Annotated in this window: 23 protein-coding genes and 3 pseudogenes; 11 read left to right on the forward strand and 15 right to left on the reverse strand. The window is 55.7% G+C overall.

Translation table 11 applies throughout. From position 1 onward, the window contains the following. Window position 1 precedes the first annotated feature (1 nt). Genes AAEZ09_RS04135 through AAEZ09_RS04160 form a run of 6 tightly spaced genes read left to right on the forward strand, consistent with a single transcriptional unit; the run spans window position 2 to window position 5,430 of the window. On the forward strand, window positions 2–1,126 hold the full coding sequence (locus AAEZ09_RS04135) for an acyl-CoA dehydrogenase family protein (RefSeq protein ID WP_057005060.1): 1,125 nt from the start codon (window positions 2–4) through the stop codon (window positions 1,124–1,126). 24 nt (window positions 1,127–1,150) lie between these two features. After that, complete coding sequence (locus AAEZ09_RS04140) at window positions 1,151–1,702, forward strand: glutathione peroxidase (RefSeq protein ID WP_057005061.1); 552 nt, start codon at window positions 1,151–1,153, stop codon at window positions 1,700–1,702. A 4-nt stretch (window positions 1,703–1,706) separates the two neighbouring features. Continuing rightward, window positions 1,707–2,591 carry a pantoate--beta-alanine ligase gene (gene panC / locus AAEZ09_RS04145; RefSeq protein ID WP_350598222.1) on the forward strand — a complete coding sequence of 295 codons (885 nt, stop codon included), beginning with the start codon at window positions 1,707–1,709 and terminating at the stop codon, window positions 2,589–2,591. Further along, complete coding sequence (locus AAEZ09_RS04150; protein ID WP_350598225.1) at window positions 2,588–3,445, forward strand: cache domain-containing protein; 858 nt, start codon at window positions 2,588–2,590, stop codon at window positions 3,443–3,445. The genes panC and AAEZ09_RS04150 overlap by 4 nt, the downstream gene beginning before the upstream one ends. A 42-nt stretch (window positions 3,446–3,487) precedes the next feature. Continuing rightward, a complete protein-coding gene (locus AAEZ09_RS04155; RefSeq protein WP_057005064.1) occupies window positions 3,488–4,228 on the forward strand; it encodes an alpha/beta fold hydrolase in 741 nt (246 codons plus the stop codon). After that, window positions 4,228–5,430, forward strand: a complete 1,203-nt coding sequence (locus AAEZ09_RS04160; RefSeq protein ID WP_057005065.1) for an MFS transporter — start codon at window positions 4,228–4,230, stop codon at window positions 5,428–5,430. Before AAEZ09_RS04155 ends, AAEZ09_RS04160 begins: the two co-directional genes overlap by 1 nt. Window positions 5,431–5,635: 205 nt before the next feature. On the opposite strand, the gene AAEZ09_RS04165 is transcribed toward AAEZ09_RS04160, so the two are convergent. Both AAEZ09_RS04165 and AAEZ09_RS04170 read right to left on the reverse strand, forming a co-directional pair. Further along, window positions 5,636–7,090: a tyrosine-type recombinase/integrase gene (locus AAEZ09_RS04165; protein ID WP_057005066.1), complete on the reverse strand. Its 1,455-nt coding sequence runs from the start codon at window positions 7,088–7,090 to the stop codon at window positions 5,636–5,638. A gap of 283 nt (window positions 7,091–7,373) precedes the next feature. Next, window positions 7,374–7,556 (reverse strand): annotated as a pseudogene (locus AAEZ09_RS04170) (tyrosine-type recombinase/integrase); the annotation flags it as partial. Window positions 7,557–7,567: 11 nt separating this feature from the next. Here AAEZ09_RS04170 and AAEZ09_RS04175 point away from each other — a divergent pair. After that, window positions 7,568–8,005, forward strand: a complete 438-nt coding sequence (locus tag AAEZ09_RS04175) for a lysis system spanin subunit (protein ID WP_350598228.1) — start codon at window positions 7,568–7,570, stop codon at window positions 8,003–8,005. 445 nt (window positions 8,006–8,450) lie between these two features. Here the strand turns inward: AAEZ09_RS04175 and AAEZ09_RS04180 are convergent, their stop codons facing one another. The 3 genes from AAEZ09_RS04180 to AAEZ09_RS04190 form a co-directional block, all read right to left on the reverse strand. Next, the gene (locus AAEZ09_RS04180) at window positions 8,451–8,894 is read right to left on the reverse strand and encodes a hypothetical protein (protein WP_350598231.1); all 444 of its coding nucleotides are present in this window, start codon (window positions 8,892–8,894) and stop codon (window positions 8,451–8,453) included. Between the two features lie 252 nt (window positions 8,895–9,146). Next, window positions 9,147–9,356, reverse strand: coding sequence for a hypothetical protein (locus tag AAEZ09_RS04185; RefSeq protein ID WP_350598233.1), 210 nt, complete (start codon window positions 9,354–9,356; stop codon window positions 9,147–9,149). 1,318 nt (window positions 9,357–10,674) lie between these two features. After that, entirely contained in the window at window positions 10,675–10,941 is a 267-nt protein-coding gene (locus AAEZ09_RS04190) for a hypothetical protein (RefSeq protein WP_149658773.1), read from the reverse strand. 520 nt (window positions 10,942–11,461) lie between these two features. Here AAEZ09_RS04190 and AAEZ09_RS04195 point away from each other — a divergent pair. After that, complete coding sequence (locus AAEZ09_RS04195) at window positions 11,462–11,692, forward strand: hypothetical protein (protein WP_045060682.1); 231 nt, start codon at window positions 11,462–11,464, stop codon at window positions 11,690–11,692. A 537-nt stretch (window positions 11,693–12,229) separates the two neighbouring features. On the opposite strand, the gene AAEZ09_RS04200 is transcribed toward AAEZ09_RS04195, so the two are convergent. The 4 genes from AAEZ09_RS04200 to AAEZ09_RS04215 form a co-directional block, all read right to left on the reverse strand. Beyond that, window positions 12,230–13,243 carry an isocitrate dehydrogenase gene (locus tag AAEZ09_RS04200; RefSeq protein ID WP_045060683.1) on the reverse strand — a complete coding sequence of 338 codons (1,014 nt, stop codon included), beginning with the start codon at window positions 13,241–13,243 and terminating at the stop codon, window positions 12,230–12,232. Window positions 13,244–13,586: 343 nt separating this feature from the next. Continuing rightward, window positions 13,587–14,348, reverse strand: coding sequence for a YoaK family protein (locus tag AAEZ09_RS04205; RefSeq protein ID WP_045060684.1), 762 nt, complete (start codon window positions 14,346–14,348; stop codon window positions 13,587–13,589). 353 nt (window positions 14,349–14,701) lie between these two features. Continuing rightward, window positions 14,702–15,946 carry a malic enzyme-like NAD(P)-binding protein gene (locus AAEZ09_RS04210; protein ID WP_045060685.1) on the reverse strand — a complete coding sequence of 415 codons (1,245 nt, stop codon included), beginning with the start codon at window positions 15,944–15,946 and terminating at the stop codon, window positions 14,702–14,704. 400 nt (window positions 15,947–16,346) lie between these two features. After that, on the reverse strand, window positions 16,347–16,577 hold the full coding sequence (locus AAEZ09_RS04215; RefSeq protein ID WP_045060686.1) for a hypothetical protein: 231 nt from the start codon (window positions 16,575–16,577) through the stop codon (window positions 16,347–16,349). Window positions 16,578–16,717: 140 nt separating this feature from the next. Here AAEZ09_RS04215 and AAEZ09_RS04220 point away from each other — a divergent pair. Continuing rightward, window positions 16,718–17,718, forward strand: a pseudogene (locus tag AAEZ09_RS04220) (SulP family inorganic anion transporter); the annotation flags it as partial. A gap of 239 nt (window positions 17,719–17,957) precedes the next feature. Here the strand turns inward: AAEZ09_RS04220 and AAEZ09_RS04225 are convergent. Beyond that, window positions 17,958–18,143 (reverse strand): ribbon-helix-helix protein, encoded by a 186-nt coding sequence (locus AAEZ09_RS04225; protein ID WP_045060687.1) that lies wholly within the window; start codon window positions 18,141–18,143, stop codon window positions 17,958–17,960. Window positions 18,144–18,671: 528 nt separating this feature from the next. Between AAEZ09_RS04225 and AAEZ09_RS04230 the strand changes: the two genes are divergently transcribed. Continuing rightward, window positions 18,672–19,304, forward strand: a complete 633-nt coding sequence (locus tag AAEZ09_RS04230; RefSeq protein WP_350598238.1) for a trimeric intracellular cation channel family protein — start codon at window positions 18,672–18,674, stop codon at window positions 19,302–19,304. Window positions 19,305–19,432: 128 nt separating this feature from the next. After that, window positions 19,433–19,556, forward strand: a pseudogene (locus tag AAEZ09_RS29380) (efflux RND transporter periplasmic adaptor subunit); the annotation flags it as partial. 261 nt (window positions 19,557–19,817) lie between these two features. On the opposite strand, the gene AAEZ09_RS04235 reads toward AAEZ09_RS29380, so the two are convergent. From AAEZ09_RS04235 to AAEZ09_RS04255, 5 genes are all read right to left on the reverse strand, one after another. Then, window positions 19,818–21,119 (reverse strand): OprD family porin, encoded by a 1,302-nt coding sequence (locus tag AAEZ09_RS04235; protein WP_052673004.1) that lies wholly within the window; start codon window positions 21,117–21,119, stop codon window positions 19,818–19,820. Window positions 21,120–21,232: 113 nt separating this feature from the next. Then, window positions 21,233–21,712: a MarR family winged helix-turn-helix transcriptional regulator gene (locus tag AAEZ09_RS04240; RefSeq protein WP_045060689.1), complete on the reverse strand. Its 480-nt coding sequence runs from the start codon at window positions 21,710–21,712 to the stop codon at window positions 21,233–21,235. Between the two features lie 73 nt (window positions 21,713–21,785). Further along, on the reverse strand, window positions 21,786–22,925 hold the full coding sequence (aliB, locus tag AAEZ09_RS04245) for a cyclohexanecarboxyl-CoA dehydrogenase (protein ID WP_350598240.1): 1,140 nt from the start codon (window positions 22,923–22,925) through the stop codon (window positions 21,786–21,788). Between the two features lie 59 nt (window positions 22,926–22,984). Further along, window positions 22,985–23,767 (reverse strand): enoyl-CoA hydratase-related protein, encoded by a 783-nt coding sequence (locus AAEZ09_RS04250; protein WP_019689441.1) that lies wholly within the window; start codon window positions 23,765–23,767, stop codon window positions 22,985–22,987. Window positions 23,768–23,798: 31 nt separating this feature from the next. After that, window positions 23,799–24,566, reverse strand: a complete 768-nt coding sequence (locus tag AAEZ09_RS04255; RefSeq protein ID WP_045060690.1) for an SDR family NAD(P)-dependent oxidoreductase — start codon at window positions 24,564–24,566, stop codon at window positions 23,799–23,801. Window positions 24,567–24,609 lie beyond the last annotated feature (43 nt).

Raw genomic sequence — 24,609 nt, forward strand, 5'->3', positions numbered from 1 at the left:
AATGCGTGGCGTATTTCGAGAAGACCACAACATGTTCCGTGATCAGGCCCGCCGTTTCGTCGACCGCGAAATCGTGCCCTACCTGCATGAGTGGGAAAAAAACGGCATCGTTCCCAAGGAAGTCTGGCTCAAGGCCGGTGAGAACGGCTTGTTATGCTCCACGGTGCCTGAAGAATACGGTGGCCCCGGAGGCGACTTCGGTCACTCGGCGGTGATGATCGAAGAGCTGGCGCGGGCCAACGCTACCGCCGTGGGTTTCACCACCCACTCGGAAATCGTCACGCCTTACATCGTTGCCTATGGCAGCGAAGAGCAGAAGCAGCAATGGCTGCCACGTATGGTCAGTGGTGAGTTGATCGGCGTCATCGCCATGAGCGAGCCGGGTATCGGCAGCGACCTGCGTGCCATGCGCACTTCGGCGCGGCGTGACGGTGATGACTACATCGTCAACGGCCAGAAGACCTTTATCACCAACGGCGGCAATGCCGGACTGGTGGTCACCGCCACCAAGATTGATCCGGCGGCCAAGGAACTCACACTGATCTGCGTTGAGGAAGACCGAGCCGGCTTCGCCAAGGGGCGTCTGCTGGAAAAGATTGGCCTGAAAGGGCAAGACACTGCCGAATTGTTTTTTGATGAAGTCCGGGTGCCCGTCGGCAATCGATTGGGTGAGGAGGGCATGGGATTCAAATACCTGACTCATCAATTGGCCTGGGAACGCCTGATCATCGCGATCCGTGCCGCGCAATCCATCGACACGCTGCTGGAAGAAACCATCGGCTACACGCGGGAGCGCAAGGTCTTCGGAAAACCGGTGCTCGACTTCCAGAACACCCGCTTCAAACTCGCTGAAGCCAAGGCCCAGGCCACCATGCTGCGGGTGTTCGTCGACGACTGTCTGGCCAAAGTGATGCGCGGTGAACTGACGCCGGAAATCGCGGCAATGGCCAAGCTGCTGGGCTCGGAGATGCAAGGCAAGCTGCTTGATGAGTTTCTGCAATTACATGGCGGCTACGGCTTCATGAGCGAATACAAGATCAGCCGCGCCTGGGTTGACGCCCGGGTCGCGCGCATCTATGGCGGCACCTCTGAAATCATGAAAGAAATTATCGGCCGTACCCTTTGAAGCACATTTGCATGAGGCAAACAGATGAGTAATTCCCTTTACGACATTTCGCTGAAGCAGATCGATGGAAGCGTCCGCACCCTTGGCGACTATCGGGGCAAGGTCCTGTTGGTGGTCAATGTCGCTTCAAAATGCGGGCTGACCCCGCAATACGAGGGCTTGGAAAAACTGTACCAAGACAAAAAATCCCAAGGCCTGGAAATACTGGGTTTCCCCGCCAACAACTTCAAGGAGCAAGAACCGGGTAGCGATGTGGAAATCGTTGAGTTCTGTTCAGTGAACTATGACATTCACTTTCCGTTGTTCTCGAAAATCTCGGTTGTCGGCGCGGACCAGCATCCTCTCTACGCCGAGCTGACTGCTGCACAGCCCGAGTCCACGGGTGAAGGTCCTTTCCGAGAGCGCTTGACGGGTTATGGCATCAAGTCAGACAACACAACGGACGTACTCTGGAATTTCGAAAAGTTTCTGATTGATCGGCAGGGCACGGTCGTTGCCCGTTTCGCTCCAGACATCGCGGCTGATGATCCTCGTTTGCTTGAAGCAATCGAAGCTCAATTGGTCCAAGAGGCGTGAAGCGGTGCTGACAGTCGATACGGTTAGCGCGCTTCGTGCGCTCGTGGCCCGTGCACGAGGTGAAAACAAGAAAGTCGCGCTGGTGCCGACAATGGGCAACCTGCATGACGGTCATATCGCCCTGATTCATTGCGCAAAGCAGCGAGCCGATTTTGTGGTCGCCAGCATCTTCGTCAATCCACTCCAGTTCGGGGCGAATGAGGATCTGGCCAACTATCCTCGGACCCCCGACGCCGATCGCGAAAGACTGGTCAACGCCGGGTGTGATGCGCTGTTTGCCCCTGCTGTCGAACAGATCTATCCAGATGGAATGCTCAATCAGGCCATCATCAGTGTGCCGAACGTGTCTGAAGGTCTTTGCGCTGCGGCACGTCCTGGTCACTTTGATGGCATGGCCACTGTCGTCGTCAAGCTGCTGAACATTGTTCAGCCAGACGTGGCTGTTTTCGGGGAAAAGGACTATCAGCAGCTGGCAGTCGTCCGCTCCATGGTCAGGGATCTGAATATGGTGACTGACGTTGTCGGTGCACCGACGATCCGGGCCGCGGACGGCTTGGCATTATCGTCGCGCAACGGCTATCTGAGTGACCATGAGCGTTCGGTGGCCCCCGTCCTTTACGCTTGTTTGAAGCAAATGGAGGCGAGTATCCAGGTTGAGGGGCGGGTGACTGAGCACCTGTTGATTGAATGTCATCAACGTATAAGCGACGCCGGTTTTCAGCCGGAATACTTTGAAGTCAGGAATGCTCAGGATTTAAAACCTCTGACCAGCTCCGATACTCACTTTGTGATTCTTGTGGCGGCGCGCATCGGCAAAACGCGGCTCATTGACAATCTGACGGTGGACCTTCGGCCATCAAAAAGATCACCAGAGGAACAACACCCATGAGCCTCTATCGAGCGTTCACTGTTCTTGGCCTGTGCCTTGTCTCTCTTGTCGGCATGGCTCAACAAGCGCCAGTGGATGCCTATGGTGCCGACACCCAGCGTGCCAACGCCTTGCTGTTAAAAGCTGTCGCCGAATACAAAGCCAAGGGCGACACCGCCCTGGCTGAGTTCAGTCGCCAGGGAGCCTATGTCGATGGAGAGCTGTACATCTACGTTGTCGATACCTCCGGCGTGATGCTTGCCAGCGGAGGGCCTTCGGTTTCACTGGTCGGAAAACCGGTGGTCAGCATTCTGGACGACGACCTCAAGGCTGCATTCCAGCAAGCGATTTCGCAGCCAGACGACGGCATCGTGCGTAGCGCCGAATACCGCTGGTGGAACTGGCAACACGGTAAGGTCGAGCGTAAGCGCGTGTTCTATCAACGTGTGAAAGATCGGGTGATCTCCGTGGGTTACTACATGCCACGGTCCAGCCCTGAACAGGCACAACAGCTGCTGCGCCAGATTTCGGCGCAAGTTGCCAGCGACGCAAAAGCCACTGTCGGGCGCATTAATCAGCACGATAAGCAGCTCACCCAGGATGATCTCTATGCCTTTGTGGTGGACCTGAAAACCAGGCGGTTCATCGCTCACGGCTTTTCGCCCCGGCTGATCGGCACCGACTTCAAGTCATTGCGCTCTACCGACGGCAAGCCGATTGGCGAGGACATACTCAAGCAGATGAACACGCATGAAGCAGGGGAGATCACTTATCAATGGCGTAACCCTATGACGGGGCAGAATGAATACAAGAGGACTTTTCTGCAGCGGGTTAATGGATACGTCGTCGCCGTGGGCTGCTATGCAATCAAGTGATCAAAACAGGGACCACCGGCGCCCGCAGCAAGGAGTGTGCGCATGACTGATTTAGTATTGCTGCATGGCGGCAACCATGGCTCGTGGTGTTGGAAGCCTTTTGTGGAGGCGTTAAACCAACAACCCGGATGTTTCAAACGAGTGATCACTCTGGATATGCCTGGGTGCGGCAAGAAGCGCGGTCGAGATGTTGCGTCCCTGCGGCTCGACGATGTGGTCAAGGAGCTTAATGACGACCTGCATGCACTCGGTGTGAACCAGGCCGTGTTGCTTGGGCATTCCATTGCGGGGGTCGTGCTGCCAATGATGGTGCTGGCTGCTCCGCAACTATATTCGCAGCTGGTTTACCTGGCCTGCGCATTGCCCAGTGAAGGCCAATCGATTCTGGAGTTACTTGGCACAACGCTGCATGGCGAAAGCCCGGAACATGTCGGCTGGCCGCTGGACCCCGCGCACACAACCCCTCAAGCGCTGGCGGTGGCCATGTTCGGTCAGGACTTGAGTGAGCAAACCATGAGTTGGTTGTTAAGCGAAGCGAGCCAGGACACGACGCCACTCTGTGTGGCGACAGACTCCATCAGTCGTGCGGGATACCTGGGAATGATTCCGGCGAGTTACATCATCACACTGCGCGACAACATCCTGCCCGTCGACTGGCAACGCCGTTTTGCGCAACGTGCTGGCGCGGGCGTGGTTATTGAGATAGATACGGCGCACGAGCCGTTCGTATCACACCCGCAGCTACTGGCGGATGTCATACGAGGTATAGAGCGGCATGAGTGATGAGCGATATCGGTGTTTCAATCCGTAGCAACGGCAAGGCAATCCGCAGCGATTGGTTGATCCTGTCCATTATCAGCTTCAACTTTATCTCGTACATATGCAGTGGCTTGCCGCTTGCGGTGTTGCCGGGCTATGTCCTCAATGACCTGGGCCTGACCTCGGTTTTCGCCGGCGTGGTTATCAGCTCGCAATACCTGGCGACGCTCCTGGCCCGCCCCTTGGCCGGTGGTGTGGCCGATCGCCTGGGTGCCAAATACGCGGTTGTGTGCGGGTTCAGTGGCTTGATGTTGAGCGGCGCCCTGACGGCGCTCGCCATTATCCTGCCCACCCAACCCTGGTTGACCCTGACGCTATTACTGCTGGGGAGGCTGGTGTTGGGGGCGTCCACGGCCATGATCTCCACGCCCTGCTGCACCTGGGCCATCGGGTTATGTGGTGCCCCGCGGGCGGCACAGGTCATGTCGTGGAACGGAATAGCGGCTTACGGCGGCACGGCTGTTGGCGCGCCACTGGGTGTGCTGCTGCGCAATTCGATGGGTATCGCCAGTGTGGGGTTGTGCACCGTGTTGCTTGGCTTGGCGTTCCTGCTTTTGGCTCTGGGCAAGCGCCCAGCGCCATTGGTTGCAGGCGCCCGTCTGGCATTTCACCGAGTCCTGTTCGCCGTCATGCCCAATGGCCTGGTCCTGGTTTGCAGCTCGGTGGGATTTGGCGGGCTTACGGCGTTCGTCGCACTGTATTTCGATAGTCTCGGCTGGGATTACGCCGCCTATTGCTTAAGTGGTTTCGGCGCAGGTTTTATCGTTGCCCGATTGTCGTCGCCAGGAATACTGCAGCGATTCAGAGGGTACAAAGTGGTGGGCGGCTGCCTGCTTGTGCAGACATTGGGCATGCTGCTGATATGGCTCGCGCCTTCGCCTGCGCTGGCCATTGCCGGCGGGGCGTTAACCGGGATAGGGGTGTCATGGGTCTATCCGGGGCTTGGGGTGGAGACTTTGGCTAGCACTCCGGCCGCGAACCGTAACTCGGCGCTCAGCGCCCTTTCATTATTCTTCGATATTGCAGTGGGGATGGCCGGTCCGGTGATGGGCCTGGTTGCGTCAGGTTTTGGTTTTGCTGCGATATTTCTCTGTGCAGCACTGATGTCGATGGGCGGGTTTCTGGTAGTGCTCTGCCTATGGCGGAAGGGGCGTATACGCGATTAGTGTTAGTTGTTTAATAGCATACCTCTGTTTCACATAACTGACGTGCAAGTAAGCTCTCCGACGATCTGTCAGCGGGAAAATAACAGAACCAGCTATACCGCTATTGGCCGATTGCTGCGTGTCATGTCGGGTCGGAATCGACCCGAACCGAGCTCTCAGCGATATATACATAACTACAAGGAGTTCAGCGTTATAAGAATTCGACTTATGACGACGGCAGAGTCTCTGCGGCTGCGTAGTCTGGAAAGGACATCATCGACTCGACCGGAGGATGCTCGTAGGTTGAGGAAAGAACGGCACTGAGCCGATCGCCCAACAGGTTCCAGGCGCTTTTCTTCTCTTCGGCATAGTCGTGATGCAGGTAATGACGCCTCACCCTAGAGCCGGCCAACACATGATTTTGGCAGCGATCGATGACGTCCAGGCTGACCCCCAAGGCCTGCATCATGGTCGCGCCGGTACGGCGCAGGTCATGCGGGGTCCAGTCACCGTTCTGGCCGTCAGCAAGCACCAGGGTATCGTCATGACGCCGTCTAGAGAGGGCCTTACGGTTTTTGAACCGAGCCTGACGATCGCCGACCTGTTTGCTCACCACTTTCACATCCACATGCCCATCATCCTGCTTGTTGGGAAAGCACCATTCAGAGTTTCCCGTCAGCGTCTTGAGTTCCTGAAAGAAATGCAGGGCAAATGGCGAGAGGAACACATGGTGGTCCTGTTTCTTGCCCCGGGTGCCTTTGACGTTTTCACTGGGGAGGAACCAGGTCTGCCGGTCAAGATCGACATTTTTCCATTCGGCCTGGAGCAACTCGCCAATCCGGCACAGCGTACCCAGGCTGATCCAGAGTGCGAGTTGGGTTTCTTTCTTTAGCGGCCGTATGCCGTCGTATTTTTGCCCGGCGGGCAGGGCGTTGTAATCGGCAGTCATTTGCTGGAAGCGGTTGTGCAGTTCCAACAGCTCAGCCGGTGAAAGGATGCGGCTTCTTTCGGCCTCGTAGTCGGCTGGGATCAGAGGGGAGATGTCGACCAGTTCCGTCGGATCGCCCTCGATCAATAAGGCCCGCCAGGGCTGACGTTTTCTGGCCCAGCTGAACATCTGAGTGAGGTCGGCGAAGAAACTGATGGCTTGCCGGTGAGCGCCGCGGTTGACCACGGCGCGGATCAGCGCCCGAACATCGTGTTCGGAGACGCTGCTCACCGCGGTCTTGCCGAGTGCCGGATAAAGGTCCTTGTTAAAGCGTCGTTGCAATTCAGCATTGCCATCTTTCCGCGCTACGCCATCCAGCAGCCACGCGCTGGCCAGATCCTGGACGGTCAGCGTTTTCACCTTCGTCGTTTTTACTTGTTCAGCCTCTACGTTAGTAGCGGCGTATGCCTGGGCCTTGGCGGTTTTCTTTTGCTCGCTGGGATTGATCTGCTCATCAATGAGCGCCCGGGCCTGGTTGCGGGCCTTGCGGATGTCCGTCAGGGATTTGCGCGGCCAGGTTCCGCAGGCGTACTCTTTGTTTTGATTGCCCCAGCGATAACGGTAGAAAAAGCTGACTGACACGCCGTCCTTGCGGACTGAGATTCGACCGGCGAGATTACCATCCTCGCGGAGGATCCGGCCGGCATCATTGACGGTCAGCGACTCAAGTTCTTTGATGGTGATTTTGGCCATGAAATGGACTCCCCCTACTTTTACCCCCACAAAAACGTCGGCTCTTGATGGACGTTCCTGGACTCTCGTAGAGCAGAACACCGCTGGAGCTCAAGTAAATACTAGCTTAGAAAAATCCAGAGTAAAATTTTGGAATCTTTCAAGAAGTATGAAAAAGGAGATGGGGTGCTAGGGGTCGAGTGTTCGAATCACTCCGTCCCGACCATATTATTCAATGACTTAGCCCAACTTTAGCGAGTTGGGCTTTTTCATGTGCGTGACTTTTGCGTGACTTCTCGATTTTTCACGCCTGCCTCCTCTTCAAGATTGTCAGGACCGGTCCACGCGAATCGGTTGCTGATACCATGTTCGCAGCTTCGATCAAATGCCCGAGCTCAGCGCCCGAGTAGTGACTGGTGATGCTGCCGTTCTTGTGGCCGAGCAGCGCTTTCCGATCTTCCTCCGTCACGCCAGCCGCACGTAGGCGGGGCATGGAAGGTGCTGGACTGGCGCTACGGTAAGCAACTCGCCGAGCAGTCCGCCACGTATCAGGCAGACCTGACCTTCTTCAGCAACGCAGCCGCCGCCCAGGTGCGCGCGGATCAGGAACAACGCTTGGCGCTCGAGCAGCGACTGGCGGCCAGCGACCAAGCCCACTACAAGGAGCTGAGCGGTGCTCAAAAAGACCAAGCTCGCCTGCGCGATCGCCTTGCCACTTCTGATTTGCGGCTGTCAGTCCTTCTCGACGCAACGGATACAGCCAGTGGCTGTTCAGTGCCAGCCGATACCGGCGCCGGCGGCGTGGTTCAGGGAGGAGCGCGCGCCGGACTTGACCCAGCGCATGCTCAACGAATTATCGGAATCACCGACGCCGGCGACCAAGGATTGATTGCGCTGGCTTCATGCCAGGCATATGTAAGGGAAGTTTTGCGCTGATGATTGGGGGCTACAATCGACCCAGACTGTGCGAAAACACACTTGATACGTTCAAGGCTGAGATTTTTTGGATTGCCTGTGAAGTTGGTAGTAGGAAGTAACGATTGGTCTGTGCGGTCAACATAGCCTCTTACCGACGTTGCAGCGATATGATCATGCCTTGATCGCTTCAAGCAATCCCCAAATGCCAAAGATGCTCATCATTCGCTCGAGGTTGTATAACCGCAGATTCGCAGGCTTTTGCGGCGTGATCAGGCTTGAGCTTGACGCCACCTTTCGATCAATCGAAGGCTTGGTATCGCCACCCTGACAAGCTACGCCGATGGCGTGCGTGGACCTTGCGGCTACTGGCACCTCAGTATTGGCGGCAGTACTGATGAAGGCCTCACCGTGGCCTGGCAGATTTGAGCAGGCCACGGTTCCGAGCGATTTGCTTGATGTGCCCCTAGCTCGCGCTGATGTTGCCGCAGAAAAGGGGGCGGCTACCGTCCGCTGAGCTTGTGCGAACGAGCAAGACATAGTCACCCTTGGTCAGTTCGCTCAGCGCCACCGGCGCCTCGGCCCAATGCTGGGTACGCGGGGCCAACGATGGATACTCGACGCTGTTGGCCTGACGGGTCTCGTATACCGGTTGTGCACTCAACCGCTGGCACGAGCCAGAGTAGATAGCACTAACGAGGCGGCTAGGTACGGCCAAGTCGTGAGGGACACCAGCGACGGTGAGCCAGATACTGGTTTGGTTGCCCACCGGACTGAGGGTGGCTCGAGCGACATGCTCTGCGTTTTGCGGGGTAGCATTGAGGGGGACATCGACAATCTCGGTTCTGATTGCGCAACCTGAAATCGCCCCTACCGTCACTACCAACGCCAGCCAAGATTTTCTGTTCATCACAGAGCTCCTGATTTGAAGTGCGTTGATTCATCCCCCTTGTGAAGTTTAGTGGCCTGCTCCGGGCGCGGAATCTAGCTGATGGGCGGTCATCGGTAGAACTGTGCCATTTTCAGACACGCCTATGTTTTCCATGGCCCCGCGTTTCGAGGCCACTGTCGCTGAACCCTCATCCTGTGACGCGCACTTTTATGCCGCAAGAACCATGGCCGATTTTTTCAACAGAATCGGCCGATTTCTGCCTGTGAGCGATCACTCCGGCGTCATCATCACCGCCAGCGTCATCTTGATGAACTCTTCATTTTTGTCGATCGTTTCCAAGGCACCTCTCACATTGCCACCGACCTCGGTTGCAGCGCGCTGCTCGACCCAAATCTTTAGCTCCATGATGGCAGCCTCCAGGGCAAGCTGGTTTTCGTTGATTTTGAAGAGCAGTGAAGGAAGCAGGTCTGAGTTGGGCATCGAGATTCCTCCGTGAAGAGGTCGGCGTAGCAGTCAAAAAAAGGGTTGGTATTCGGTCGGCAGAAGGTTTTAGACAATCGTCAATGCACACTCGCGAAACAAAAGACCTGCAGGCCATTCCCGATGTTACTGCTGCATTACTGAAGTGTGGTCTTGGGCTGGGCCATAGACGCCCGGAGTAAGAATGATCCGGACTTCCTGTTGATGGCACACAATTAACGACGAAGGCGGACCTTCTCCCAGCTCCGGTCGACGTAAAACGATCCCGTATCGCCTCGAATTGAATAGAGCGTCGCCCTGTAAAAGGCCGCTCGTCGTGAGCAGTCCAGTCCGCGCAGTTTTTTGTAGGCCCATTTCCAGCCATGCTTCGGTGCGATGCTCATATTTTACCCAATGCATAGGTCGTCTGCGGATCGTAGCTGGTGGCGAAATAATGGCAAAGCATCAATTTTTGACGTCAAAAAAAAACAGTGCTCTGGGTGGCGCGGAAACACTCTTTGTGATTTTCGAAGCAGAGCTAGAAAAGCTGCTGAAATATTTGGCGAGGTTGATGTTTGTGCGGTCGGCAGGACGCCGGGATGCAGGGTGTAGGGACTTTTGCGGGGATTCGTAAAACACGGTTAGTCATGGTCAGGCATCGATTGCAGTGGGCGCCGTTCCAAAGGACTGTTCTGTATAGCTCTTTAGCGCCCCTGCAGCATGGGGTGCTAGGGGTAGAGTGTTCGAATCACTCCGTCCCGACCATATAATTCAAAGGGTTGCGAGATTTTATCTCGCGACCCTTTTTTATTTTTGATTGTTTTTACCCCCACAAAACCACTGGCTCTAGGTGGAAACTTCACGATATCCATACAGCTTTACACCCCAGCATCTGATGGCTTTCTCGGCCCCAGTGCGCTGGCCGAGGCGATGGCGGCGGCTGGGCAATGGATCGACAGTCAGCTGCATTAGAGCGAAACCGATCGTCATTCCCAAACCACATGATGATGCTCGTATCAGCCCTGCAGGTTTGCGGTTATCCATGGGGCAAGCTGCCAGGCGCCAAAGCTGGCGTGTGAGACATGGGCAGCTTTTCTATATGCACAGAAACTGACCCGATGCCGATGCCGCTGCTCGACGGCCGGGCGGAGGACAGCTTCTTCGCGCTTCGCGCAGATTATGAGCGCTCCATGGGAGTTCCATTGTTGGTGATCAATGGCCACGGGCTTGATTCGAGAGAATATTTAAAGTACGCCCCTGCAAGTAATCAGCGTTAAGCGTCTTTAAGCAGTTAATGCCCTACACTGATAGTTATTTTTAACATTATGTAGGAAACCCTCTACTCAGTTTTTAGTGTTGATACAAATGTAGCCAGCAAAGGATCTTTTTCAGCATTTTGCTTGTGCCTGCCGATGAAAATCCACTCGTCCTCTGTCCAAAGAATTCGTGTTGTTTTAGGTGCTTTGCAGTCAAAAACAACCTGATAGATTTTTGTTTCTCGCTGCTGGACGACGACGCATTGCTCAAGGCAAACCAACAATCGCTGCCCGGGCTCTAGTGTCGGTACATTGAGCGGGACACACATTTTAATTTCTGTTTTTCGCATGATGACTTTCGTCCTTAAAATTCAGAAACCGTACGCGGTAAATCAAAAGCAAAGGCGATCCGTTGTGGCGAGGGACTCATCTCATGTCTTTTAAAATGACGTCCTATGTGCACTTGAAGGTGCAATCATCACGGTGAAGTAAGTCACTATGAACCCGTACAGGCAATTACCTCCAGGGTGTGGAGCTGATAGCTCATTGCTGATCGTGAGAGCTTTTTGGGTTCGGCTATGTCCTCGATCTGGCCGTCAGAGCTTTATCACTTGACGCTTACCCGCAAGGTTGTGGGCTTTCAAAGACAAAGAATTGGGTGGCAGCGCTCAGGCCGGGGTACCTCATAGAGATCGGTGGTTTTGTTCATGACTAGCCTCCGGGGGTTCATATGTGCATAATATTATCATGCGGTGATAATAGAAAGGCAATCTGCTCGACCTTGCCTCAGGCGGGAGCGACGGTTTTGCTCAACTGCCGGGAGGCAAATCACGCATGAGAACAGAAAGATGTGAGCGCTTGGAGAGCTGCATGAAACGTGAGGACGTAAAAATCAAACACGCTGAAGGCATTCAGTTTGACACCCATTTAATTGCCAATCCGGCCAACACCCAGGAGTGGATCGCATTCTTTAAAAAGGAAGCAGGAAGAAGCTTTTTCCTGGTCAATGACAATGAAGAAATTGAACCCTTCCGACACCTTGATGATTTGATTCATGAGCTGCGTGAAATCGGTATCAAGGTGGCTGAAATTCATTTTTGAATTTTTTTCTTGGAGTGTCGTCATGTCTGTCAGGGTCGAACATCTGTCTAGTCAGAGTGAAGATCTATGGTCCGTGTGTGTAGGTGTCCGGCGAATTCAGTTCCGCAATGAGCAGGGTGCAAAGGACTATGCTGCAAAGCTGAAAGAGCGTATAGAAGCTCCACATATATACCCGTATGCAGTGCCGGCAACCGGCGACAGAAACTGCAGTAAGTAATTAAATGTGTTGCCCTTGTTTTATTATAAAGATTGAAACATAACAAAAATAACAAGATTCCCTGCTTGAGGGTGGTGCAAGACTCGACGAGTTATAAGTTCCAATCAGAGGAGCACCAGGAGGTTTTTTAATCGGGTTGCCTGTCTTCCTGTTGCGAAGGGGCGCCAGTGATTCGTGGGTAATTTTGCCTGTAGTCGGTGCTGATGGGTAAAGACCTACCCCTCTTGGGCATTTTGATTTCTCTTCAATCAAAGAGGGGCGGTAGCCGTAGCGCAGGATATAAAAACGCCAGCTCTGACTGAGCTGGCGATTACGTCTATCTAGTCACGCAAGTAGGCCACCAAGGCGTCAGCGAAGGACTCAGTCGTTCCGGTTCCCCCCATATCCGGTGTCACCTGATCGCAGGCGGTTTTCAAAACAACGCGGATAGCGGTACGAATGCGTGTCCCCTTATCCACCATGCCCATATAATCAAGCATGTCCGCGGCAGCCAACAACAATGCACAAGGGTTTGCGATATTCTTGCCAGCGATGTCCGGTGCCGAACCGTGGACCGCTTCGAAGATGGCCGCATCGGCGCCGATGTTAGACCCGGGCGCCAAGCCCAATCCACCCACCAGGCCTGCGCACAAGTCTGAAAGGATGTCACCAAACAGGTTGGTGGTGACAATGACATCGAATTGATGGGGGTTCATTACCAACTGCATACAGGCGTTGTCGACGATCATTTCGTGGAATTCGATTTCCGGATAATCCGCAGCGACCTCGCGCGCAACCTCAAGAAACAAACCGGAGCAAGACTTTATGATGTTGGCCTTGTGCACCGCGGTAACTTTCTTGCGGCCTTTGCTACGAGCCAGCTCGAACGCGTATCGCACGATGCGTTCGGAGGCGGTGCGTGTTACGCGGATGCTCGCCAAAGCGACTTCGCCGTCTTCTGAAATACTCTGTCCTTCGGGTAAGTAAGCCCCCTCGGTATTTTCGCGCACTGTGATGATGTCGATATCTTCGAAGCGCGAACGGGTTCCCGGGAAACTGATCGCTGGTCGAACATTGGCGTAGAGATCGAAATGGCGGCGAAGGTGAACGTTGATCGATGAGAACCCACGGCCAATCGGTGTCGTCAGAGGGCCTTTAAGTGCGATGCCATGTTTGGCGATCGTATCGATAGAGGCGGGTGGCATCAGCTGTCCATGTTGCTGCAACGCCTCCAGGCCGGCCTCAACGAAGTCGTAGCGAAGATTGCAGTCAAGGGCGTCGAGTACGCGTAGCGTCGCTTGCATGATCTCGGGGCCGATGCCGTCGCCCTTGATGATTGCGATTGTTCTGCTCATGGTCTCTTCCTTAACAGAGCTTTGTCAGCCTGCTGTATTGATTGGGTCATTGAGACTGGTGTCACGAGTCTGCTGATAGGCATTGACTGTCTGACGGCTTTCACCGCGCCAGTGTGCTGTGTTTCATCCTCCGCGCCGTGACTGCGCAGGTCATCGCGGATCAAATGACGGTCATCCTGAGACGGATGTCAGATCTCGCGCCGCACAGAACTACTCGAGGATGCTGCTGTTACGGGGCGAGCTACCGGATCAAGCGTGCTGTCACTGCTCCACCGAATACGCGCATAACATTAACATATAATGTTAATGTTTGCGGTGGGCGCGCTCAGCAAAAGTCATTGGCTCACTTTCGCATGGCGCGGCGGACAAAAAGCCTGGCGTCATCAAAGGCAGGCACGATTGCCAGCGTCACCAGAACCATCGCGAGCGGTACCGTTGAGATGTAACCAATGTGCTTGAACCCAAATGCCCCCATCACGCCGCCGAAGAAAAAACTCAGCGCCAGCAGTATCAGTATTTTGAGCCGGGTCCGATTGGCGAGAACTTTTGGGTGTGTCGATGTGCTGGCGGCATTCCAGTAGAGGAGTTTTCCCAGCTCAATTCCGATGTCCGTGATGATGCCGGTGATGTGTGTCGTTCGGATTTCGGCTTTTGAAATTTTGGTGATCACCGCGTTTTGTAGCCCCATGATGAAGCACAGGAGCATCACGGTGACTGACACGAACAAACCATTCACTGTGGATAGTTGGGCGCCCAGAAAGCCAAAGCAGATAAGCAGAAAGGCCTCGACCAAAAGTGGCACTGCAAACTCACTGTGCATCCGTCTGCGTCGGGAGTAATTGACCATGACCGCAGAGCACGCAGCCCCAACCAGAAAAGACAACAATGCGCCGGCGCCACTAAGTACCAGGTCGTAGGCTCCCAGCACACTGTTGTCTGCCATCGAAGAGACGATGCCCGTCATGTGTGAGGTGTACTGATGCACTGCCAGGAAACCGCCAGCGTTGATTGCTCCCGCGACGAAGGCCAAGGAGAAGCCAAGATGTCGGTTTGCGGCGGTGGTACGCCTTCGCCCGGTGAGACTCCTGACATATTTGATCGGCATTTATTCACCCTTGTCTCAAGCAGATGAGGAGCAAAAAAGCCAACCGATTATGTATATCTGATATCACCTGGTCCTCGCGATTTGGACGGAGCTGCGCGTTGAGTGTTGAAGCCGATGGCTGCCGTTTCTTCTGATCGGTGATCAGGACTGCCTGGGATGGCAAACCTGCGTGCTGATTGCCTGCCGGGGATCGCGATAGCTTCACTTGGCGATAGGCCAAAAGCGGGTAATTTTGCAAAATGGCGGACTGTCGATATTCAGGAGGTGCAGCGGCTGGATAACCCGGGGTGCAACAGCTGCCAACCGTGAAAAAGGTCTTATAGCTGCTGCACTTCTGCATGATTGACGTCAGCTTAAAGCGGGTAGTGCGCCGGGTAATGCAGCTTCGCAACGCCGGTGTCGATAGCGGCCTTGGCCACTGCACCGGCTATTGCTCCGAGCAAGCGAGCATCGAGCGCTTTGGGGAGGATGTAATCGCGGCCAAACTCAAGTTTATCGACGTTGAATGCTTGCAGCACTTGCACCGGTGTCGGCTCTTTGGCCAATTGGCGCAGTGCTTCCACCGCCGCAATTTTCATCGCTTCGTTGATCCGGGTTGCGCGAACATCCAGCGTCCCGCGGAAAATGAACGGAAAGCCCAGAACGTTATTGACCTGGTTAGGGTAATCAGAGCGACCGGTCGCCATGATCAGGTCATCACGTGTGGCCATGGCCAGCTCGTAGCTGATTTCAGGGTCCGGGTTCGAGCAGGCAAACACGATCGGGTTAGGTGCCATCGCTGCCAATGCTTCTGCCGGTAGGAGATTGGCTCCAGACAGGCCGACAAACACGTCAGCACCGGTCATGGCTTCCATCAGCGTACGAGGGCCACCGTCGTTAACGAACTGTGCTTTGTATTGATTGAGGCCTTCCCGAGCGGAGTGGATAACACCGACACGATCGACCATGTATAGGTTGCTTTTTTGAGCGCCGAGACTAAGCAGCAGGCGCATGCAAGCAGTGGCAGCTGCACCGGCGCCGAGGCAAACAATTCTCGCATTACCCAGGGTTTTGCCCTGAATCTCAAGTGCATTGAGCATGCCGGCGGCAGTGACGATGGCCGTACCGTGTTGGTCGTCATGGAAGACTGGGATGCTGCACTGTTCGATCAGTGCTTCTTCGATTTCAAAACACTCAGGCGCTTTGATGTCTTCCAGGTTGATGCCACCAAAGGTGTCGGCAATGCGCACGACGGTCTCGATAAAGGCCTGGGAGCTCTCGGCATTGACTTCGATATCGATCGAATCGATTCCGGCGAAACGCTTGAACAGCAATGCTTTGCCTTCCATTACCGGCTTGCTGGCCAAGGGGCCTAGATTGCCGAGGCCCAGAATGGCCGTGCCGTTGGTGATCACGGCCACCAGATTGCCTTTACCGGTGAAGCGGTAAGCGTTCTCTGGATTCTTCGCAATTTCGCGTACGGGCTCCGCTACGCCTGGGCTGTAGGCCAGTGCGAGCTGGGCGGCTGTGTCGGCAGGCTTGGTCAGCGCGATGCTGATTTTTCCTGGGATTGGGAATTCGTGGTAATCCAGTGCAGCCTTCTTGAAGTCGGTAGTCATGCGAGCACCTAATTAGATGTTGATTACAATCACATGCTAACACTATTATAATGATAGGCAACGAGGTCCTGATCCACAGACCAGGATCAAATTGTCAGTTGCGCGCTGCTGATGAAGGGGTTTATCAGCCAGCGGACCCACTCTATTGGCCCTAAGACTTCAGGGTGGGCCTGTATCTATTGGTCAATAGAGATCCTCCTATGCTTGAACCCGTCTTAGGCCACCTTGTGTGGCCATTTTTTTTGCGCGCTCGAATGCCCTGCGCGTCAGACACTCAAGTCATGGGGTGAACGAGTGGCGCGGATGAGCGCGGTGTAGCGGATCAAAATAGCGGGGAGCGAAAGGGGAGGAGGCCATGATCAACCTTTACTGACATGATCGAACGCCTTGGGTGGAACAATCAAAAATGAACTTCGGCGGACTTGATACCCAGCTCTCGAAGCTCGCGGATCAGTTCATCGAGGTGTCCAAATGACTCAATTTCCTCATTGTCATTGACCAGAAAATAGCTTCTCCCGGCTTCCTTTTTAAAAAGAATGATCCACTCGTGTGTATTGGCCGGGTTGACTATCACATGCGTGTCGAAGTGCATGCCTTCACCGTGTTTGGTTTTGACGTCTTCGCGTTTCATTCGGGGTCTCCGGGCATATGTTTCTGCGCTCTCGACACTGTATCTACAGGGTCGCTGGTGTCGTACGAGGCTAGGCCAATTGCTTTGGTATTATCACTACGTGTGAATAGTATGCACATGCCGCCAGCGTGAGGCTAGTCATGATTGCCATACGAGAAGCTTGGAAAGCGGGCTTGCTAGGGGCGCAAGCACTGGCTCCGAAATATCGTCTCGTGGGTCATAGTCGGCGTCGTGGCGTTACCCTTGGCCATGGCGTTTGCCATCGCCCCGGGCGTCAAGCCGGAGCAAGGAATCTACACGGCAATTGTTGGTGGCTTATTGGTTTCGCTTTTCGGCGGGAGTCGACTACAGATTGCCGGCCCTACTGAGGCGTTCATCGTCATTTTGGCCAGCGTGACAGCCAAGTACGGCATTGATGGCTTGCAGATCGCGACAATGATGGCGGGTGCAATATAGTTACTGCCGGCATCACCAAGCTTGGCGCACTTATCAAGTTCATTCCCGATCCCGTGATCGTTGGGTTCACCGCCGGCATCGGCGTGATCATTTGGGTCGGGCAGTGGAAAGACTTTTTGGGCTTGCCGAACATCAGTGGCGACCATTTTCATGAGCGGCTTTGGCACCTCATCCAGGCTCTGCCCGCACTCCATGTGCCAACGACCCTCTTAGCCCTTTTGAGCCGCTGTTGGTGATACTCGCGTCTAAAGTACCAGGCGTAAGGCGTGTTCCTGGTCCTCTGATTTCCATGGTCGTTGTGACGGCGTTGCATTCCTGTTTTACATTCTACTGCGTGGCAACGATCGGGAGTGCATTCGGGGGGATTCCTCAAGGACTGCCCAAAATTGGCCTTCCTGAAATAACGCTGCCGCAGATCATTGAATTGATTGGTCCTGCGTTCGCGATCGCGATGCTGGGGGCGATCGGGTCGCTGTTGTCTGCTGCTGTCGCCGACGGGATGGCCGGCACCAAACATGACTCCAATCAGGAGTTAATCGGACAAGGCATTGCCAGCCTGGTCACTCCTCTGTTGGGTGGCTTTGCTGCGACAGGCGCGATCGCTCGAACTGCGACCAACATCCGCAACGGCGGCAACAGCCCCATTGCGGGTTTTGCGCACGCCGTCACGTTGATCACTCTGCTCGAAGTTATTGAGCAGTTGCGTAAACGCAGCATTGTCGTGAAGTTGTGTGAAGCCAACGAAAAAGTCCTTGGCAAGCTCGACAAGGCAGGGGTTCTTCAGGCACTCGGCTCACAGCATTATCATGCTGACTTCAGTGGTGCACTGGGCAGCTACTCCGAGCCACAGGGCTAGAGATAGGTGCAAGAGAGTAGAAGGAGCGATGAGCAGGCATTCGTCGTGCCCGCTCAGGCGCAGATGAATCACTTACCATTGGCCGCAGTTTTGCTTTTGGTGGCGTAGGACACGCCATGCGTCTCCAGATAGTCCCGAATAAGCTGACGAACGACCTGAGAGGGCGTCAGATCCTGAGACGCGCACAGCTCTTCAAGCGCTTTTTTCTTGACGGGATCAATGAGCACAGTTAGTCGTGCAGTCTTATTTTCCATGGAATTGCCAGTACCCTAAAACGGTCGATGTTAATCAAATTGTAATGGTCGGGGATTTATTTGTCACCGATTAGGTTCGTGACAGTTAACTAGATTGACCGTGATCAGAAAATGGCGACGGTACGCTTACCAGAAACGGGTAAATGAAGGGATAGATGGCCTCGCCCGAATCAATTGCCGATCTAGCCTCTGCTCCAGCTACCCCCGAATGCAGGCGCCCATCCAACGGCTTGGGAAACGTCGTCCGGATTTTTGGCTATTGCCAAGCAAGGCCGCGCGACCCCTGGGCTATACGCCATTGCCAGGTCACCTATCGTTTCGACCCGCACGCTTGATTCGACAGTGGTTTTTCCAAGTGGATAACCCTCATGACGATACGCCGCTGTGTCTATTGCCCTGTATTCATCGCTCGCCTCAGTTATGATTTTATTATCATGATATGATAATGTAATTAGACCTCAATGTGAGTCTTTGAGGGTGCTTCATTTCAAGAACTTCTCCCATTTGCAGTACAGGCTGGTTCCGTAAATGAAGGCTTACCACGCTGGTTGGGTGATTTATTACTGTGAGTTGTCAGGCGTTGCAGCCTTCGCAGTGACTGGCACCCTGATGGCAGGGCGAAAATCGTTGGACTGGTTCGGTGTGATCACCATCAGTTTAGTCACCGCTTTAGGCGGCGGTGCCTTGCGTGACGTACTGATGGCACATTATCCGATCGAATGGGTTTCCAATGAGAATGGCTTTTTGGTAGGGGTTAGTGCTTCGCTAGGAACCATGATTTGGGCGAGGACCTTGAAAACCTTCAACGAGAGGGTGTTGTTGGTAGCCGATGCATTTGGATTGGCTGTATTTACGGTCAGAGGAACAGATATGGCTCTTCAGCAAAACCTCCCTCCCAGCATCGCAGTGATCATGGGTGTAGCTACCGCAGTCGCCGGGGGTGTGATGCGTGATGTGTTGTGTAACGAAATACCGTTGGTGTTTAAACGTGAGGTTTATGCATCCATCAGTATTTTGGGTGCAGTCGCCTACATCACGCTGTTGGATTTTCAGATTTCTCTTGAAGTGGCGTCTGCAATCGCCATTGCGTTCGTTTTTGTCAGCCGTATTGCCGCCATTCGTTGGAAATGGATGCTACCCAGGTTCCATGTAGTCGATTGATCTTGTTGCCTGGCCGACAAAGCTACGCTCTATAAGAAAACATGAGTGATGCTTAGTCATCTCTGCCCCCATCCTTGAGGCTGCACCTGCAGCCTTTTTTTCCTTCACCCTGTTTCCTCACGCAAGACATGGTTTGCGCGGGACAAATGGTGGTACGCGTTGCCCATTCAGGGCACCGCGAGGCCGTGATCCAGTTACCCGAGACGCTACATCCTGTGCTGTGGCTCGGCGGCGACGGTTGAGCTCTACGGGCAAACCCGCGTGCAGGCAGCGTCCGTTTAGGCCAGCTGACTGTGGTTCGCACCTTCAGTCTGGCACTCAAGATGCCGAAGTGAGGAAGAGTCCATCCCATTGCTTTTGGCCGACTCTTGCCTGTCGCGAAGGGCAGCAATTGAAGCAGGCCCTCGACGTCGCGGTGGCACAACCCAGGTATATCCGTACCTGGGTTATGGTGATGCCACGCAGTCTGAATCCAATTCAGGGACAATTGGCGAAGACCAATACCCTAACGGATTACCAGAACTTGAACGTGTAAGCGACGATCAGGCGATTTTCGTCGACATCCGTCGTTTCGCTTCCGCGATAAGTGACGTTGCGCCAGCGCAGGCTCAGGTTTCGTAAAGGCCCACTCTGGATCACGTAGCCGATGTCGGTATTACGCTCCCACTCTTTGGCGGCAACCCCTCGAATATCGAAATCATCGCCTCGCATGTAGCGGGTCATCAGGGTGAGCCCGGGGATGCCCAGGACGGCAAAGTCAAAGTCATAACGCAGTTGCCATGAGTCTTCTTTGGCGCGGACGAAGGGCTGGTAAGTGCCGTTGTTCAAGGCCCATGGGTCGGCGACCAACAGGTAGGGCAGGCCAGTGTCGCCGCTCTGGTTCTGATAGCCCAGGCCCAGGGAGTGGCCGCGGCTGCTCAAGGTGAACATGCTGCCCAGGTAGCGGTTATCGACGTTGGTCCGGCCCTCATCAGCGCTGCCGAAGTAGCGCAGGTCGGCCTTCAAGTTGACGCTTTCGCTTAAAGGCGTCTTGTACAGAAGACTGGCGGCATTCTGGCTGTAGTTGTCCTTCAGTTCGGCACGATAAAACGTAGCACTTAGGTTGGGCAGGAAGGCGTAGGTCACTCCGCCATAGTTGAAGCGGTCGGTGGGCACGCCGCCGGTGGAACCGTCGGCCGCCATGCGCAGGTCTTCGTAGTCGGACGAGTCGCGCTGATGGGCCTGGCGAAATTGCCCGGCAGTGAGGCTCAGGTTCTGAATGTCGGTGGAGACGACCTGGCCACCCCGATAGGTTTGTGGCAGCAGGCGCGTGTCATTGCGAAACAGTACCGGCATCACCGGTTCGTGGTCGCCGAGGGTAACCAGGGTCTTGGCGACCTTGAGCTTGGCGGTCGGTGCCAGGAAGCTGTACTCATCGACGGGTTCGCCGGTCCGTTGATTGCGCTGCAGCACGCCGGTGCCGCTGCTGCCGCCACCGGAGTCGAGCTTGACGCCGACCAGCCCCAGTACATCCAGGCCTACACCAACCGTCCCTTCGGTGAATCCCGAATTGCCGCGCAGGATGAATCCTTGTGCCCAGTCTTCAGCTTTGCTTTGCGGTTTCCCGTCATGGCGCGGGCCATCAAACAGACCCGCATCGCGGTAGTCGCGGTTCATGTAGAAATTTCGTGTTTCCAAGCTCAGATGACTGTCGCCGAGCAGGTCCGCCTGGGCCTGGGTGGTGAGCAATAACGCCGAGACAAAAGGGACTTTCAAGAAATACCGGGCACGAGTCGGCCCGGCCAGATGCCCGGTGACGGGATTGGCTGTACGCATGATGAGAAGTTCCTGCCTGCTGTGAGTAGTTGTTGTTCAGCAGCCCCGCACAGGGGCTTTCAGGTTTTCATGAACAGTGACGCTTCGGCGAGGGCAGGAAGGATGGGGTCAGCCTATTGCGCCTCGTCGTCTTGCTGCTCGTTGCCGAGCGATATGGCCGCCATGTCGTCTTGTAGTTTGTTGAGAAAATGCAGCAGGCTGATGCCGTCGTCGAAACTGAAGCTTTTCAGGCCCTGCTCGTAAAACGTCTGGATCCGCTCCTGCAATGAATCCCAGAACGCCTTTCCGGTGTCAGTCAATTGCACCAGGCGCGCGCGCCCGTCGTCCGGGTGCGGCACGCGCAGCACATGGTTGTCGCGCTCCATGCGCTTGAGCACGCCGTCCAGGCTTTGTCGGCTGACGACCAGGTACTCGGTCAGTTCAAAGAACGAGATACCGCCTTCATAGCCTTGGCGTGAAAGTGCGCCAAGCACGGCCCATTGCACCGTGCTGATGCCCATTTCTTTCTGGACCTGCCTTTGCAGGACGTTGCCGGTCTGGAACAACCGGAAAAACAACCTGTTCGGGACGGATCGGGTGTCGCTGTTGTTCATGGATGCTCCTTGTCGGCTCCGTGAGGTCAAGCGCGGTTGCATGAGCGCCCGGCCTGGTAGAGCAGGCAGGGCGTCAATGGGGGAAAAACTCACGGGCAATGATATTTTTCATGATCTGCGCGGTGCCGTCACCGATTTGCAGGCCAAGTACATCGCGCAAGCGCTGGGCAAACGGCAGATCCTCACCGTAACCAGTGTGCCCGTGGGCCAGCAAACACTGCTTGACCACATCGAATGCGAGCTTCGGCCCCCACCATTTGTTCATGGCCGCCTCGGCATTGTGCGGCATCTTATTATCCTTGAGCCACAAGGCGTAATAACACTGCAGGCGCGCAGCATGCACGTAGGTCTGCAATTCTGCCAGAGGGTGAGTCAAGCCCTGGAAGGTTGACAAGGCCTGGCCAAAGGCCTTGCGCTCGGTCAGCCACTGCCAGGTTTCATCCAGCGACTGCTGGGCCAGGGCCAGGCACTGCAGGCCGATCAGGGCGCGGCTGTAATCGAAGCCTTGCATGACTTGCTTGAAGCCCTTGTTTTCATCGCCCAGGCGATGGTTGACCGGTACCTGGACGTTGTCGAAAAAAATCGAGCCGCGACCGATGGCGCGCTCGCCGGTATCTTCGAAACGCGTGGTGCTGATGCCCGGCAGGTCCATCGGTACAAGAAAGGCACTGATGCCGCTGGCGCGTTGTTCCACGGTGCCGGTGCGGGCGAAGACCACGGCGACATCAGCCTGGTCGGCCATGGAAATGGAGGTTTTCTCGCCGTTCAGCACATAGACATCGCCCTTGAGCTCGGCCTTCAGGCGCAGGCTGGCGGCATCCGATCCGCCGCTGGGTTCGGTCAGGGCGATGCAGGCAACCTTGCGCCCGGCGGTCATTTCGCCCAGCCATTCTCGGGCCAGCGAGGACTCGGCGTATTGGGCGATGATCTGGCCGTTGAGCGAAGTCAGCAGCGGGATATACGCCACATTGAAGTCGCCACGGGCCAGTTCTTCGATGATCAGGCCGGCGGTGACGCAGTCCAGGTCGCTGCCGCCGAAGGCTGCCGGCAGTTCGCCGCCGAGCAGCCCCATTTCGCCCATTTGCGCAATGACTTCACGCTCGATGCGGCCCTCGCGATCACGCTGACGGTAACCGGGGGCGAGGACGTCGGCGCTGAATCGTGCAACGCTTTCGCGGATGGCATTTTGTTGTTCTGTGAAGGCGAAATTCATGATGCTCTCCAGGACATTCAGGTGCTGTGCCGGCAACGGGATGGTTGCCGGCACAGGGCTCACTTGTAGAACTTGCGGAACTCGGGCTTGCGCTTTTCCTTGAAGGCTGCGACACCTTCCTTGGATTCTTCGGTGTCGTAGTACAGGCTCAGGGCTTGCATGCCAAGGCCACCGATACCGCCGATGTTGGCGCTGTCGGCATTGAACGAGCGCTTGGCGATGGAGAGGGCGGTCGGGCTCTTCTCGAGAATCTCCTCGCACCACTTCTGCACTTCTTCATCGAGCTGCTCGTGAGGCACCACGGCGTTGACCAAGCCCCAGTCCAGTGCCTGTTGGGCGCTGTACTTGCGGCACAGGTACCAGATCTCGCGGGCACGTTTTTCGCCAATCAGGCGAGACAGGTACGCGGTGCCGTAACCCGGATCGACCGAGCCGACCTTGGGGCCGACCTGGCCGAATACGGCTTTGTCGGAGGCGATGCTCAGGTCGCAGACCACGTGCAATACGTGCCCGCCGCCGATGGCAAAGCCGTTGACCCGGGCGATCACCGGCTTGGGCACTTCGCGGATCAGGTTCTGCAACTCTTCGACCGGCAGGCCGATCAAGCCGCGACCGTCGTACTGTCCTTCATGGGCGCCCTGGTCGCCGCCTGTGCAGAAAGCCTTGTCGCCAGCGCCAGTGAAGACGATGACGCCGATTTCCTTGTTCCAGCCGGCGCGGTTGAAGGCGTCGAGCAACTCCATGCAGGTCTGGCCGCGGAACGCGTTGTAGCGCTCCGGGCGGTTGATGGTGATGGTGGCGACGCCGTTGAGTTCCTGGTAGAGGATGTCTTCGTAGTTCATTGCAATAACTCCTGGTAGTGGGTCGTCGGGCTTAGCCGGCCATCGTCAGTCCGCCGGACACGCTGATCACTTGTCCGGTGATGAAGTTGGCATCGTCGCTGGCGAGTAGGGCGATGATGCCCGGGTAGTCTTCGGGCTGGCCGAGGCGACGCATCGGTACGGCATTCTTGAACGCTTCCAGAAGCTTTTCCGGGTTGCTGGAGGTTTCGGCCACGCTCTTGAGCAGCGCAGTGTCGGTCGGGCCGGGGCAGACCACGTTGACGTTGATGTTCTTGGTCGCCAGTTCCCGCGCCAGGGTTTTACTCAAGCCCACCAGGCCCGCCTTGCAGGCCGCGTACACGGCCTCGCCCGAGGAGCCGACGCGGGCGGCATCGGAAGCGATGTTGATGACTTTGCCGCCACCGGCCTCGAGCATTTTCGGCAACACCACGTGATGCATGTTCAGGGCACCGGTCAGGTTGATCGCAATCAGCTGCTCCCACTGTTTGGGCTCGGTCTTGAGGAAGGGCATGAAACGGTCGAAACCGGCGTTGTTGACCAGAACCGTCGGTACGCCCAGGTCTTTTTCGATCGAGGCCACGGTGTCGGTGATGGCGGCGTAATCGGCGATGTCGGCGGCGTAGGCAACCGCTTTGCCACCGGCTTCGCGGATCAGGTCGACGGTGGTTTGCGCGGCGGCGCTGTCGCGATCGAGCACGGCAACCAGGCTGCCTTCGGCGGCGAAACGCTGGCAGACGGCGCGACCGATGCCACCGCCACCGCCGGTGATGATCACGGTTTTTCCACTAAGGCCTTTCATAGGGGCATTCTCCAAGTCAGTTGTAATGCATGATTCGAGTGAG

Source organism: Pseudomonas sp. 65/3-MNA-CIBAN-0223 (assembly GCF_040310425.1).
Classification (GTDB): domain Bacteria; phylum Pseudomonadota; class Gammaproteobacteria; order Pseudomonadales; family Pseudomonadaceae; genus Aquipseudomonas; species Aquipseudomonas gregormendelii.